Here is a 14,468-nt window from a genome sequence, read left to right as displayed (position 1 = left end):
CACCCAACCCGCCCCGCTCAGCTCACCACCCGCGGGACAACCGCGGTGTTCTTCCCACGGCGGCCGGACCGGTCTCCCCAAGGCCCGACCACCTTCAATTGGCTTCGTTTGGCGCCGGACAAAAAACACCGGCCACGTTGGCCATCCCCTCAGGCCAACAACTGACAACTTGAACCGCCGAGGTTAACCTATCTTCATGAACCAACCGGCTAAGACACCAGCCCTGGGTCGCTGGGCAGGAAACGCAAAGTGGCTCGCCCCAGTCGCCGGCTTGGTCATCGTCGGCGCATTCTTCCAGATCAAGAACCCCGCTTTCCTCGAATCGACGAACTTGCGCTTCATCGCCGCCCAGACCGTCCTGGTCGGCGTCTGCGGCGTCGGCATGACCTTCATCATGATCGGCGGCGGGATCGATCTCAGCGTCGGATCGGTCATGGCCCTGGCCGGAGTCTCGCTGGCCGTGTGCCTCAAGAATGACCTCCCACCCTCCGCGGGCGTCGCCGTCGCCATCCTCCTCGGCAGCCTCTGCGGACTGGTCAACGCCCTGATCATCACCGGCCTGCGCGTGATCCCCTTCGTGGCGACACTCGGTATGTTCGGCATCGCCCGCGGAATGGCCCGCTTCCTGGCCGACAACCGCATCGTCCGACTCGAAGAAAACCCCGACCAGCTCGCCTGGATGATGCAGCCCCTGGGCGCGGCCACATGGCTGGCCCCCGCCGTCTGGGTCATGCTGGCGGTCGGCATCCTCGCCGGCATCGTACTCAATCTCACCGTCTTCGGCCGGCAAACCATCGCCATCGGATCCAACGAGACCGCCGCCCGACTCAGCGGCATCCGCATCGTCCGTCAGAAGCTGCTCCTCTATACCTTGGGCGGACTGCTCACCGGCCTGGCCGGCGCCTTCCTCTTCGCTAACACCTGCGAGGGCGATCCAACCGCGGCCGCCGGACTCGAACTCCAGGTCATCGCCGCCGTCGTGATCGGCGGCGGCTCGCTCATGGGCGGCGAGGGCAGCGTGCTCGGAACACTGCTCGGAGCCCTGATGCTGACCGGATTGGTCAACGGTTGCACCATGGCAGGCTACCAGAACTACGTCCAGGAAATCATCATCGGGGCTATCATCGTCGTGGCCGTCGCCCTCGACTACTTCCGCCGACGCTCGCCGGGATAGCCGCCCCCCGCCACCGGACGCCGCCACCTCTGAACGAGCCCCCAACGATCATTCCGGCGGCTTCATCATCGCCAGTTTCTCGAGCGGAAACGGCGTGCCGCACTCGGGACAGCGAGGCTCGGCCAGGCCGTAGAGAAGATAGCCGCAACGGGCGCATTCATAAGGAGCCGGAGAGGGCGGAATCTTCCAGGCGGCGGTAAAAAGAGGAACAACGAGGACGATGAATGCCGCACCCATCCACAGGAACGGCTCCTTGGCCTCGCCCGGCCCCCAGTCGAAGATCACGACCAGCAGAAAGAAGAGCAGGGACACCCCCGCGTAGCAGGCCCCAACCACCACCGCTCGGCTATACTTGGCCAGCAGCCCCGCTATGACCGAAAGAAGACCGACCAACAGCAGAATGGGACCGGTGACCAGCACACTCTCAACGTCCACGAGAGCAATGAGACCCCAGGCAATCATGCAGGTGAACCAGCCAAGAGCGATCAGGCCGCGCGTCACCGCCACGAGACGGCCTCTGCTCGTGCTAAAGGACATGGTCCAATGGCCTCCGGGTGGCCGCAGCATAGAGCCTGTCCCGCGAGGTGCGGCACCGGCATCTTGCCGATCAAACGACAGGCTGGAAGCCCATCCCACGCTCCCCAGTGAGATAGACTCCTATTGCAGTTCGCTCATCGCCTTGGCCACCGTGGCCTTCTTGGCCTCCAACTCGACCAGCCGCTCACGCTCGCGGGCAACCAGGTCCGCCGGAGCCCGGGCAATGAAACCTTCGTTCGCCAGCTTCTGGGCAATACCCTGAGTCCGCTTGTCCAGGTTGGCCAGCTCCTTCTCCAGACGCCCCCGCTCGGCAACCGGGTCGATCACGTCGGCCACGTAGATCTCCATGTCGCCGATGATCAGCGTGGCGGCGTGGCCCGGCTTGGCGGCGTCCGGACCAATGGTCAGCTCCCCGACGTTGGCCAGGTGGCGGATCACGTGAGCCTCACGCTTCATCGAGTCCACCCGGCCCGCAGGAACGCGAATCACCACGTTCACACTCTGCTTGGGCGCCACGTTCTGCGTCTGGCGAATGTCGCGCACCGCCCGGGTGGCCGTCTGAAGGTCGTCGAAGACCACGTCGGTCTCGGGATCGCACAGCTTCGGCCAACCGCCAACCGGCGGATACTCGGAAACGATCAGCGGCTTGCCGCTGTCCAACTCGGCCAGGCCGGTAAGCCCGCGCTGCGCGATCAGCCCGTTGAGCTGCTGCCAGAGCCGCTCGGTAATGAAAGGCACAAAGGGATGCAACAGACGAAGCGATTGGTCGAGGGCAAAGGCCAGGATCTGCCGAGCCTCGGCCGCCTGCCGGTTCTCCTTGAGCCGGGACTTGACCAGCTCAAGGTACCAGTCGCACAACGAGTCCCAGAAGAAGTCGCGGGCCAAACCGACGGCCTTGCTGAACTGGAACTTCGCCAGGGCGTCTTGCACCTCTACCGCCGCCTTGCTCCCCCGGGAGAGGATCCAGCGGTCTTCGATGGGCAGCGAGGTGAGGTCCAGCTGGATGCCCCCCACCAGCGAAACGCCAGCGCCACACTGGCTTCCGTCGTCCACCAGGTTCATGAACGCAAACCGAGCGGCGTTCCAAACCTTGTTGCAGAAGTTGCGCCCAAGCTCGAATCGCTCCGAGGTCTGCAGCTCCCGGCCGTCGTCGAGCTTGACCTTCTTCATCGGCATGCGGATGTCCTGCGTTTCGGTGGCCACGGAGGCCATCGTGAACCGCAGGGCGTCGGCACCGTACATCTCGATGATGTCCACCGGGTCGAAACCGTTGCCGAGCGTCTTCTTGAACGGCCGGCCCTGGGCATCCTGAATGACCAGGTGAATGTAAACATCGTGGAACGGGACGCGGCCGATGTTATACATTCCGGTGAGTACCATGCGGGCCACCCACAGGGTGATGATCTCGCGAGCAGTGCTCAGCACCGAGCCGGGGTAGTAGGTCTTCAGTTCGGCACTCACCTCCGGCCAGGCAAGCGTCGAATGCGGCCAGAGGGCAGAGCTGAACCAGGTGTCAAGGACGTCGGGATCTTGCTCAAGGGAGATCATCATTTGCAGAAGCCCCCCGCCGAACGGATGCTGCGTAACGTAAGCTTCGTCGCGTTTGCGATCGAAGTGCACAAGAGCGTCGGCGAGCCCTGCGAGAGCCTTGTCGGCATGATTCGTCCGCGTAGCGAGCAAGATCACGAGCGGTTGAGCGGGATCAGTCAGAATGAAAACGTCATTCTTCAGACCAGCCTCGTTTATCCACGCCTCAAGGGTTCCCAGGACTTCCGGCTGTTCCCAGACCAACTCCCCAGTATCCTTGGCGATCACGCCCCACGTCAGGTGCCACACCGGTATCCGATGTCCCCACCAGAGCTGCCGGCTGATGCACCAGTCGCGTTTCTCGGAAAGCCAGTCCCGGTAAGTGTTGGCGTATCGCTCAGGGAAGAAGTGCACCTTGCCGCAGGCGGCGCGGTCCTCGGCGGTCGGGTGCTCCACCGTGCAGATCGAGTCGATGGCAAGCTGGGCCAGGCCGCTGCTGCCGCGCAGGCCTTCGATCTTGGCGGCCTGACTCGGCGGCAGGTCGCCCATGCGGACGAACCACTGGTCGGACAGGTAGGGCTCGATCGGCGTCTTGCTGCGGTCGCTGTGGCCAACGTCGGACTCGTGGTCCTCGACCTTGACCATCAGGCCGGCGGCCTCGAGATCAGCCACCACCTTCTTGCGGGCGGCGTAACGGTCCATGCCCTGGTACCGGCCGCCATTCTCGTTGATGTGGCCGTCCGGGGTGAGGATGTTGATCATCTCCAGCCCGTGACGGTGGCCACACTGGTAGTCGTTGGGATCGTGGGCGGGGGTGACCTTCACGCAACCAGTGCCGAACTCCATGCTCACCAGGATCGGGTCGCCGATGACCCGGATCTCGCGATTTACCAGCGGCAGGATGACCTTCTGGCCGATCAGCCAGTTCCAGCGCTCGTCGTCGGGGTGCACGGCCACCGCCGTATCGCCGAGCATGGTCTCCGGCCGCGTGGTCGCAACAACGAGGTGATCCACGCCGCGCTGGCGGTCGGGCGTCTGGAACGGATAGCGAATGTGCCACAGGTGACCCTTGACCTTCTCGTGGTAGACCTCATCGTCGGCCACCGCGGTCTGCAGATGCGTGTCCCAGTTGACCAAGCGTTTGCCGCGGACGATGAGGCCGTCCTTGAACATCCGAAAGAACGTCTCGCGGACCGCCCGGGCGCAGGTCTCGTCGAGCGTGAATCGGGTGCGCTCCCAGTCGCAGGAGCAGCCCATGCGCTTGAGCTGCTCAATGATCCGGTTGCCGTAGGCCTCCTTCCACTCCCAGATCCGCTTGACCAGTGCCTCGCGGCCCAGGTCGTGGCGGGTCTTCTTCTCCTTCTCGAAGAGGGTCCGCTCGACGACCGCCTGGGTGGCGATGCCGGCGTGATCGGTGCCCGGCATCCACAGCGTGTTGCACCCCTGCATCCGCCGCCAGCGGATGAGGATGTCCTGCAGCGTGTTGTTCAGGGCATGCCCGCCGTGCAGGGCCCCGGTCACGTTCGGCGGCGGGATGACGATGGTGTAGGCACCGTGCCGCGTCCTGGTATTCGGGTCGGCGTGGAAGAGCTTCCCATCCAGCCACTGCTTGTAGATAGAGGCTTCGACACTTCGAGGATCATACGTTGTCGGCAAGTCAACCACTGGAGCCATGAAGCACCCAAACCCAATCCCTAGCGAGCCGCGGCGCAGGTCACATCCACGGCGACCGCGGAAGTCACGCGTGAAATCGGTATCTTACCGTTACCGGAAAGCGGCGTCGACCCCGAGGAGAATACCGAAGGACCAAAGGGTGCGGGGTGACCGAACCGAGAGCTCCAAACAAGCAGGAGGCCCGAACAAGGAGCAAGCGCCGAACACGTCGAAACGTCAGAACGTCCAAACGGCAAGGGCGATCAAGGCGGGAGTCCGAACTTGGCTGCTCGCCGTCATGCCCAAACCGGAACAAGGACCGTCCCCCCCTGGACGGTCCAAGTCCCGGGTACCACTTGACGCCGAGAGCGGGTCGCAAATCAACCGGCCTTGGCCGGCACCCGAACCCGGGGCCACTGGATATCGACGACATCGGAACGGCCGCTCGGCTTGGCGTTCCTGGCCTTGGACGGACTCGCGGAGGTTGGGCGCACGGTCGGGCGCGCTTGCTCGTCGCTGCGCCGGGCGGTCTCGATCAAGTCGACCAGGCCCGCAGTGTTGCGGGCCACGGCGGCGAGTATCTGCTTGCGTTTGGCCAGCGTCTCGTCGACGCGGGCGCCGGTTCGGGACGCCTCGCCCATCAGGGCAGACAGTGTGTCGATCAGCTGACGAGCCTCTCGACCGCGGTTGACCCATTCGTCGGCCACTTGCTGGCTCAGGCCGGCCTCGGTAATGACGGTCTCGAGGTTCTCTCCCGCCGACTGGGCCTTGCGCGCCGCCCGCTCGATCTGCTCGGCCAACTGCTCGCGGATCCGCTGAGTCTTACGCGTCGTCTGTTCGACCTGGTCCACGAGCTGTTCGCGGACCGATTGAGCCTTGCTTACCGCCTGCTCGATCCGGCTGACCATCTGCTCGCCTCGAGCCATCTCCTGCCGCCAGCGCGGCGAGTTCATCCGCTGCTCGAGAGCCCGGTGGCACTTGTGAATGGCGGCGATCACCTCCCGAGCCAGCACGGCCGACGACCGCAACTGCTCCGACTGGCGATCCACCTGCTCGGCGTTGTCCGCCCAGTGGCGCAGCACCGCCTGAACGCGCGACGAGACGCCCAGCAGTTGCGTGGTCATCGCCTCCGCTCGGTCCAGGTTGTCCTCCAACTGCTGCACCCGCTGACCGGCGGTCTCGACGATCGCGCCCAGGGCCTGCCCCACCTTGGGGGCGAGTTCAATCTGGATGGGCCGCGGCCGCTCCATCTCCTCGAGCTGGGTGACGCGCCGGGCGTGGTGGGCAACCTCGCGGGCTACGACGCTCAGGTTGCGCTCGTTCTTCGCCGACTCGCTCTCCAAGCGGCCGAGCAGCTCGTGAAGCTTGTCAGTGTGCTGCTGACGGAGGTTCCGAACCTCATCCACCGAGGCGGAACGCTTCGCCAGAGCTTCGACGGCCACGTGCGTCTGCCGCGAGTGCTCGGCGACTCCGCGAATCGCCTGCTCGAGCTGCGATCGGCGCGTGGCCAGTTCCCGGGCCACGACCCGGATCTGGTCCATGTTCTCTCGATGCAAAGCCACCATCTGACGCATGGTGGCGATGTCCGGAGGCAGCGCCGTCAGGCGTTCGATCAGATCATCGCATCGCTTGTTGACCGCATCGACCATCGAGTCCAGTTCCCGACGCTGATCGGCGAGGGCCACGAGGATGCGTTCCTGCTCTTCGACCTGCTTCCGCTGGATCAGGACAACATCATCGGACCGGGCGGCGCTCAAGCTCAGCGCTTCCAGATCCGTCTTCGTCTCCTGCAAGCGGACGGCCATCTGGGCAAAATGCTCCTCCATGGCCGAACGATGCCCCGCCAACTCGTCAAGCAACCGTTTCGACTCCTGCTCATACTGGCTGCGCAGGGCGGACAACTGCTCCTTGTCCGCGTACGAGGCACTCACCGTCTCCAGCTGGCGATGCGTGGATTCCCACCGCTGAACCACGGTGCTGATGAGCTTCTGCATCGAATCCCGGTTGGTCTCGATGCGTTTGAGAATCTCCGCCGCTTTGGCTTCCTGCCGCTCGCGCAGCTCGCCAAGATCGGATTCGTGCTCACGACGGAGCCCTGCGACATCCTCGCGATGCTGCCGGACCAGGGCTTCCTGATTCTCCCGCAGCTCGCCAAGATCGGATTCGTGCTCACGACGGAGCCCTGCGACATCCTCGCGATGCTGCCGGACCAGGGTTTCCTGATTCTCCCGCAGCTCACCAAGCCCGGCTTGATGCTCGCGGCGAAGAACCTCGATACCGTCCTTGGACTGCTGGACCAGGGCTTCGACCTGACCTCCCAGATCGGCCCGAAGCTGCTCGACCTGGCCGCGATCGGCGAACCTCTCGGCAAGGCTCTCGAACCGCTGCTCGGTGCCGGTCAAGTGCTCGAGCACTCTCCGGCGGATGGCCTGCAGTCGTTCCTCTTGAGCCGCGACTTGCCGTGCGATCTGGGCAAGCTGCTCATCCTTCTGCCGGTTACCCTCCTCGGCGTCGCGGACAACATCCTCACGGAAACGCCGCAACGCATCGCCCTGCTCGGCCAGCCGGCGGACGAGATCGTCCATCGCTTCCGCCTGACTGCGTCTGAAACCGTCGAGTTCGGCAGCAGAGGCTGCGGTCTCCTCCAGACGCTGCATGGCGGTGTTCAGTGACGCGAGGCGATCATTCGTCTGGTCCTGCAGCGACTCGATCCGTTGTTCGCTCCGTCCCAGGCGCTCCTGCATCGCCGCCCGCGTCTCCGCGATCCGGGTTTCCACCGCGGTCGCCAGACGAGCATGGGCTTCACTCTGGGCCTCCTGGGCGGCGACCAGCTTCCTTTCCATCACCTGAGTGCTGGCCACCACCCGGCTGGCCACCTGTCTGCCGATCCGGGCCTCGGCCTCGGCCTGGTCGCCCCGCATGCTTGCCAGATCGCGCTGGGTCCGTTCGCAGAGCTCCTGCAGTGACTGGGCTAGCTCACCGATCTGGTCACGGTGCAGGTCGAACCGGCCGAGCAGCTCGCCGACCCGGTTGCTGAACTCGTCCTCGAAGCCTTCAAGGTCACCCTTGGTGGCGGTGCCTCGAGACAACTCGGTCAGCTGCCGGGTAGTGTCGTTCCAGCGCCTGTCGGCGTCGGCCAGGAGCTGGCGGAACTGGTCACGCTGCTGGGTAATCTGCTCGAGGATGCGGGCGGATTCCTTGAGGTAGCCCTTGCGGACGTCTTCCACCGCCGCCAGGGCCTCCTCGGTCGACGGAGCCTCCGACAAGGCCTCGAACTGGCGCTGGATGGTCTGATACCTGCCGGCCGCGTCGGTCAGTGCGGACTGGATCTCGTTGCGGTATTCATCGAGCTTCCCGCGGGTAGCATGCCAGCGTTGCTCGACCTTGCCCGAAATGGCCGCCCATTCGTCCTGAACCTTGGCCGCCCGCTCGGTGACGGCCTGCAGTTCCTGGCGTGCTCGACTGGTCTGCTCGCTGAGGGCGTGGAGCTCGTTCCGAGCCAGGCTGGTCTGGGTGGCGATGGCGTGCAGCTCCTGACGAGTCCGGTCGGCCTGATCGTTGACCACGGACAGCTCGCCCTGGGTGCGAGCGGCCCGCGCACCGAGATCGACCAGCTCGGCCTTGGTCTTCTCGGCCTGCTGAGCAATGGCCGCCAGCTCATCGCGGCGCTTGACGATTTGTTCGACCTGCCTTTGAGCCCGCTCCAGCAGTTCCGGAGACACGGCCGGCATCTGCGCAGCGACGGGGGCCGGCCCGAAGGCCACCTCGCCCTGACGGGCGCTGCCGGCGACCCGGCGGTCGGCCGCTCCCCAGGCCTCTCGCCGCTCCGCCCCGTCGTACTCCAGGATGTGATCGATGATCCGGGAGCTGACCTGCTTGATGTTCTCGCCGTAGGCGGTCAGGAGAGCGTTGTCGCAGAGCTGGTTGACGATCCGGGGCACCCCGCGGCTGGCTACGTAGATCCGGTCAATTGCCTCCTCGGAGAACAACTCTGCCCCTGGTGCGCCCGCCACGGTCAGACGGTGCTGAATGTAGGCCTTGATCTGGTCGCGATTCAGGGCGGGCAGGTGAAAGCGCCGAAACAGGCGCTGGTCCAGCTGGCGCATGCCGGGCTGGCGGATACGGTCGCGCAGCTCGGGCTGGCCGAGAATGCACACCTGGAGAAGCTTGGCATCATCGGCCTCCAGGTTGCCGAGCATGCGCAGCTCCTCGAAGCTCTCATTGGGCAGATTCTGGGCCTCGTCGAGCAGGACGACCGCGTACCGGTCCTTGGCGAACTGGTCGAGCAGGAAGGTCTGCAGTCGCTCGAGCAACTGCGGCGTGGCTTCGCCGGGCGGGGCATCGATCTCGAATTCCGAGCAGATCGCGGCCAAGAGCTGCTGGCCGTTGAGATGGGTGTGATTGATGACCGCCACGGTGGCGTCGCGTTCGATCTGACGCATGAAGAGTCGCCCGACCAGCGTCTTGCCAGCTCCGATTTCGCCGGTCACCAGCACGAAGCCCTTGCGTTGGAGCGTCGCGTACTGGAGGGTGGCAAGGGCCTCCTCGTGCTCAGGCGTGCTGAAGTAGAAGGTGGGGTCCGGCGTGTTGTTGAACGGCGGCCGATGCAGGCCGAAGTGCGAGCAATACATGCTTTGGACTCCTCAGGTCCCGTCGAGGGCGATACCCCTTATCGGACTATGCTTCAAGCTATCGGTCCAAGCGAATCTATCGGACCTGCGGGTGAGCTTCTTGAGATGCGTCCGGGCGGTCCGAAAAATAACCGGTAATTAGTCGAACCAGCCCCCGAACCATCCGATGATTGATGCGTTGCCGGCGGACCGATAAAGGGAACGACCGGCCAGAAGGATCGCCACGGTGTGTCAGGGACGACCATCATGAAGCGAAGAAACCGCCTTCCTATCTCGATCCGTGCCTGCGGCGGATTGGCCCTGTTCCTGGCCTTGAGCGTTGCGGGGTGCGCCCAGACCCGCTACGCAGACATCAAGCCGTTCGTTCAGGCCCATGACCAGGACGTTGCCGCGACCAACTACCGGATCGAGCCTCCCGATCTGATTGAGATCAGCTCGCCCCAGGCCCCGGAGCTGAACGGTGAGACCCAGGTGATCCGCCAGGATGGCAAGATCTCTCTGAAGCTGATCGGCGAGGTCAAGGTCTCGGGCATGACGCCGCGCGAGGCGGAAGCCAAGATCGAGGAGCTACTCGCCCGCTACTACGTGAATCCGAAGGTCCAGGTCCAGGTCCTGAGCCACGCCAGCAAGAAGATCTACATTTACAGCGAGGTGGCTGCGGCGGGCCAGGTCCCGTTTACCGGCCGGGATACGCTCCTCGATGTCCTGAGCCGGTGCAACCTCACCAATGGCGCCTGGCGAGCCAAGATCAAGGTGATCCGGCCGAGCCCGACGACTGGCGAGCAGCACGAAATCGAAGTGGACGCCGACAAGATGCTGCAGCACGGCGACCTCAAGCAGAACTTCCTGCTGAAGGAAGGCGACATCATCGTCATCCCGCCGACCCCGCTGGCCTGGGTCGGGTTGCGGGTGCGCGAGCTGTTCTTCCCCGTGTCGCCGGTTGTAGGAGCCTACACGGACGGCGCCTCCGTAGTCAGTGCGCCAAAGGCCTACCGCGACGCCCTTGACGGTGATGACGATGGCGGGAACTCGAACCGGGGAGTTCGCCGTCTCTTGTCGAGATGACCCATGAGTGTTCAGCCGACATCCATGATCTGGGGTCCGCGGTTCGGAGCGACGCACAGCGACTCCTACACCACCGATCTCCAGCACACCCTCGGCAAGGTGATGGCGATCGCCAGCCACCGCCGCTGGCTGCTGGTCATTCCCCTGCTCACCGGCATGGTCGCTTACCTGGCCTACGGCCTCACCCTGCCCCGGCGGTACGTGCTGAGCACGACGTTTGAACGGCGTGACGATGTAGTTCTCACCAGGTTGATCAGCAACAGTTCGCCCTACACGTTCGACACACTTCGCCGTTCGTTGAGGTTCCAGCTCACCGGGACGCAGGTGGTTGGCCAAGCCATCGACGATCTCGGACTGACCCGGAGCTTGCCCCGCGACGCCCAAGGAGCCTTGACGGCGGAAGGGAACGCCCGCAGGCAAGCCATGATCGTCGAGATCTCGGCCAGTCTCAACATGCGGCTCGTCGAATCCAGCACTTTTCTCGATCTGATCGAGTTATCCTATTCCGGGCGCAATCCGGACGTGGGCATGCAGGTGGTCAACCGGCTGCGCGACAACTACGTCACCTCGACCCGGAGTTGGATCACCGACATCCTCCAGAAATCCAAGGCGTTCTTTGCCGAGGAAGCCGAGAAGCGCCAGGTTCAGGCCAACAAGATCGACCTGGAGCTGCAGGATCTCAGCGCCGCCTACCCGGGAATCAACCCGAACGATACCAGCCCGCTCAATCAGCATCTGGCCTCGTTGAAACTGGCCATCGACGACCTGGTCCTGCGGCGCGAGGAGCACCAAGCCAAGCTCGGTGCGCTGCAGAAGTACGCTCGGGACCTTGAACAGCAGCGAGCCACGGGCAAGACGCCGAGCAGCCGGCCGGCGCTGATCGACAGCGAGGCCGGCCAAGCCTGGCTGCCCAATCCCACCCGAGAACGGCTCAGCCAGCACATCGACACCACCAAGGCCCAGATCGCCGAGGCCAAGTCGGTCCGAAACATGACCGACATGCATCCGGAGGTTCAGGGACTGCGCCGCAAGCTGGAGCAGTTGCGGATCGAGTTTGAGAACCAGCCGGAGCGGATTGCGGCCCCACCGTCCCAGAACGCGAACGGCCAAGCTGAGCCGCCTGTCGACCCATTGACCGCCGAACAGAAACGGACCGCCGCCGAAGTCCAGTCGGTCACGGACATGATCGCCAAGATCGATCGCGACCTTGCCCGTCGGCAGGCGGAGAAGACCACGCTGGAGGACGGGAAGACCCAGATGCTGGACAAGCGGGAGTTTTACCTGAGCCGCCAGCAGGAAGCCCAGGCGATCCGCAACGACATGCGTGTCTGGCAGAACAACGTGGACACCCTGGGGCGGGTGCTCACGGCGGAGGAGAACGAGCGGGGCATCAAGTTCGCGACGGTGGAGTCGCCCCACCGGCCGCGTGTACCGACGTCACCGACCTTCGCCGGGTTGGTGCTGACCAGCCTGGGCGTCGGCCTGGGGCTGGGCGTGGCCGTGGTCTTTCTCCGCGAGTTGTTTGACCGATCGTTCCGCGATCCGGCGAGAGTCCGGCAATCGCTGGGCATTCCGGTGCTCGAGACCATCGCTGAGATACGGAGCGAGATCCGGCGGCGCTGGCTGGGATGGCGGACGGTAGCCCCGGCGTTTGCCGCGGTGGAAGCCGCGTTGGCCATGGCCCTGGGAACACTGACGTATCTGAGCCTGCAGTACCCGGATCTCTACCAACGAATCGTGAATCGGGCTGCGGCCGCGGGGTACTGGAGCGGGGCAACCGGGTTGGGAGCATGATCCCGACGATGATGGAAAGCCTATGGGACGGATAGCGGACGCACTGAAGAGAGCTCAACTCGAGCGAGCCCGCCACACGATGGCGGGCGGTGTCGTCGTCGAGGAGACGCCGGGGTCTCGGTTCGCCGGAGCGCCGGCCGGCGCCGATCCGCGTGATTCGCTCGTGGCGGCATCGTTCACCTCCACGCCGTTTTCGTCCCTCCTGACGCCGCCGGAACCGTCGGCCACGCCCATGGCCATCAATCCCCCGCCACGTCCGGCGTTCACCGCGACCTTGCCGCCGATCCCTCGCGAAGACATTCACGCGGAGGTCCTGGCATTCCACGATCCGGCATCACCCATCACCGAGAAGTACCGATCGGTTCGCACGCGGCTGTTGACCTCCAACCCCGGCGGCAGCACACGGGTCTACTCGATCACTTCCGCGGCGAGCGGCGAAGGCAAGACCATCACCGCCGCCAACCTGGGATTCAGCCTCGCGGAACTGCGCCACCTCCGCGTCGCGATCGTGGATCTGAACTTCCGCAACCGCGGTCTGAGCCGTCTCTTCCAGTGTGACAAGCAGCCCGGCATCGCCGACGTCTTGCGCGGGGAGAAGACCCTGGCGGAGGTCTGCGCCCCGATGCCGCGTCCGAATCTGCACTTCATCGGCGCGGGCGACTGCGGGACCTCGGGTCCGAGCGACCTGCTTTCTGGCGGGCGGGTGGCCGAGGCATTCCGCGAGATCGGCGAACGCTTTCACTACACCCTGGTGGACACTCCGCCGATCAGCGCTTTTGCCGACATCGGGCTGATTGCCCCTCTCTGCCACTACGCCTTGATCGTGATCCGGATGAACAAGACGCCGGAGCCCCTTCTCCGCCGCTGTGTCAAGCTGCTCCAGGCGAACCACATCGCGATTGCGGGCAGCATCCTGACCGGCTACACCGAAGAGGCCATGAGTTGCGGCGAAAACCAGGATTACTACCTGGGTGGGATGTAGTTTCTTGACGGATTGTGATCCGATGGCCGTGGAAGTTCGAGATCTCGATGAGTCAAGCGTACGGACCTGGGAGCTCTACGTGGACGGTCATCAGGACGGGACCCTGTTCCACACCCTGCTGTGGCGCGATGCGGTCCGAGAATCTTTCGGACACCGAAGCTGCTACCTGACCGCGTGGCGTGGCGGGAGCTGCGTGGGGGTGTTTCCGCTGATGCAGGTCAGCAGCTGTCTGGCCGGCACCATCCTGGTCAGCGTGCCGTATGCCGTCTATGGCGGTACGCTGGCCGACGATCCAGAGGCTCACGCCGCCCTCTTGGACCGGGCCCGGCAACTGGCCGCCCGACTCAAGGCCCAGTGGATTGACATCCGGTCGGTCAGGCCGCAATGGCCCGAACTGCCGGTGGTTCGCCGCTACGTCACGTTCCGCAAGCGATTGCCTCGCGATGTTGACCGGGTGCTGAGTTCACTGCCGCGCAAAGCCCGTGCCGCCGCCCGTCAAGCCAGAGACGTATACCACTTGGAGGCAAGCTTTGACGACTCCCATCTGGGCACCGTCTGGTCGCTTTACAGCCGGAGCATGCGCCGCCTGGCCTCGCCGAACTATCCCCTCAAGTTCTTCCGCTACCTTGTCGAGCACACGCCGGCGGTGGGAAGCGGCGCGGGAAGGAATGGGAAGGACAGCCGCCTGGGCCACATGGTCCAGCTGGTCCGCCATGGCTGCCGCCCGATCGCCGGGCTCGTCAGTTTCGTCTACCGTGGGACCTTGATGCCCTACTTCTCCGGCTGCGACGACGGATTTGAGAGGACCCACCCGAACAACTTCCTGTATCTGACCGCGATGGAACGGGGTGTGGAGGCGGGGTGTCAGGCGTTCGACTTTGGGCGGTCCCGCGTGGACAACGCCGGGGCCTACAACTTCAAGCGTTTCCAGGGTTTCGAACCGACGCCCCTTCATTACCAGTACTACGTACCCGACGGTGGCCGAGAGCCGAACCTGCATCCCGGCAATACACGGCTGAGTCTGGCTCGTCGCGTCTGGCCACGACTGCCGCTGGCGGTGACGAGGCCGCTCGGATCATGGCTGGCCCGATCGATTCCTGGCTGA

General features: G+C 64.6%; 8 protein-coding genes. 5 read left to right on the top strand and 3 right to left on the bottom strand.

Translation table 11 applies throughout. From position 1 onward, the window contains the following. Positions 1-196 precede the first annotated feature (196 nt). Positions 197-1,174, top strand: coding sequence for an ABC transporter permease (locus tag KA354_21275; GenBank protein MBP7937184.1), 978 nt, complete (start codon positions 197-199; stop codon positions 1,172-1,174). A gap of 48 nt (positions 1,175-1,222) precedes the next feature. Here KA354_21275 and KA354_21270 read toward each other — a convergent pair whose 3' ends face one another. The 3 genes from KA354_21270 to KA354_21260 all read right to left on the bottom strand — a co-directional run bounded on the left by KA354_21270 (position 1,223) and on the right by KA354_21260 (position 9,522). Beyond that, positions 1,223-1,681, bottom strand: coding sequence for a hypothetical protein (locus tag KA354_21270; protein MBP7937183.1), 459 nt, complete (start codon positions 1,679-1,681; stop codon positions 1,223-1,225). Positions 1,682-1,831: 150 nt separating this feature from the next. After that, on the bottom strand, positions 1,832-4,912 hold the full coding sequence (locus KA354_21265; GenBank protein MBP7937182.1) for a valine--tRNA ligase: 3,081 nt from the start codon (positions 4,910-4,912) through the stop codon (positions 1,832-1,834). Positions 4,913-5,271: 359 nt separating this feature from the next. Beyond that, entirely contained in the window at positions 5,272-9,522 is a 4,251-nt protein-coding gene (locus tag KA354_21260; protein ID MBP7937181.1) for an AAA family ATPase, read from the bottom strand. A gap of 246 nt (positions 9,523-9,768) precedes the next feature. Here KA354_21260 and KA354_21255 point away from each other — a divergent pair, with 246 nt between their 5' ends. Genes KA354_21255 through KA354_21240 form a run of 4 tightly spaced genes read left to right on the top strand, consistent with a single transcriptional unit; the run spans position 9,769 to position 14,468 of the window. Next, the gene (locus tag KA354_21255; protein MBP7937180.1) at positions 9,769-10,587 is read left to right on the top strand and encodes a polysaccharide export protein; all 819 of its coding nucleotides are present in this window, start codon (positions 9,769-9,771) and stop codon (positions 10,585-10,587) included. 3 nt (positions 10,588-10,590) lie between these two features. Beyond that, positions 10,591-12,381 carry a hypothetical protein gene (locus tag KA354_21250; protein MBP7937179.1) on the top strand — a complete coding sequence of 597 codons (1,791 nt, stop codon included), beginning with the start codon at positions 10,591-10,593 and terminating at the stop codon, positions 12,379-12,381. Positions 12,382-12,403: 22 nt separating this feature from the next. Beyond that, the gene (locus KA354_21245; protein MBP7937178.1) at positions 12,404-13,363 is read left to right on the top strand and encodes a CpsD/CapB family tyrosine-protein kinase; all 960 of its coding nucleotides are present in this window, start codon (positions 12,404-12,406) and stop codon (positions 13,361-13,363) included. A gap of 22 nt (positions 13,364-13,385) precedes the next feature. After that, a complete protein-coding gene (locus tag KA354_21240) occupies positions 13,386-14,468 on the top strand; it encodes a FemAB family PEP-CTERM system-associated protein (GenBank protein MBP7937177.1) in 1,083 nt (360 codons plus the stop codon).

It is taken from the genome of Phycisphaerae bacterium, from assembly GCA_018003015.1.
Classification (GTDB): Bacteria; Planctomycetota; Phycisphaerae; order UBA1845; family PWPN01; genus JAGNEZ01.
Note: the sequence above shows the minus strand (reverse complement) of the source record. Positions and strands in the feature narration are given on the sequence as shown.

What these genes read in the sequence shown, in the direction of transcription:
- KA354_21275 (MBP7937184.1), top strand. Translation starts at nt 197, where the DNA reads ATGAACCAACCGGCTAAGACACCAGCCCTGGGTCGCTGGGCAGGAAAC.
- KA354_21250 (MBP7937179.1), top strand. Translation starts at nt 10,591, where the DNA reads ATGAGTGTTCAGCCGACATCCATGATCTGGGGTCCGCGGTTCGGAGCG.
- KA354_21245 (MBP7937178.1), top strand. Translation starts at nt 12,404, where the DNA reads ATGGGACGGATAGCGGACGCACTGAAGAGAGCTCAACTCGAGCGAGCC.
- KA354_21260 (MBP7937181.1), bottom strand. Translation starts at nt 9,522, where the DNA reads ATGTATTGCTCGCACTTCGGCCTGCATCGGCCGCCGTTCAACAACACG.
- KA354_21240 (MBP7937177.1), top strand. Translation starts at nt 13,386, where the DNA reads ATGGCCGTGGAAGTTCGAGATCTCGATGAGTCAAGCGTACGGACCTGG.
- KA354_21255 (MBP7937180.1), top strand. Translation starts at nt 9,769, where the DNA reads ATGAAGCGAAGAAACCGCCTTCCTATCTCGATCCGTGCCTGCGGCGGA.
- KA354_21265 (MBP7937182.1), bottom strand. Translation starts at nt 4,912, where the DNA reads ATGGCTCCAGTGGTTGACTTGCCGACAACGTATGATCCTCGAAGTGTC.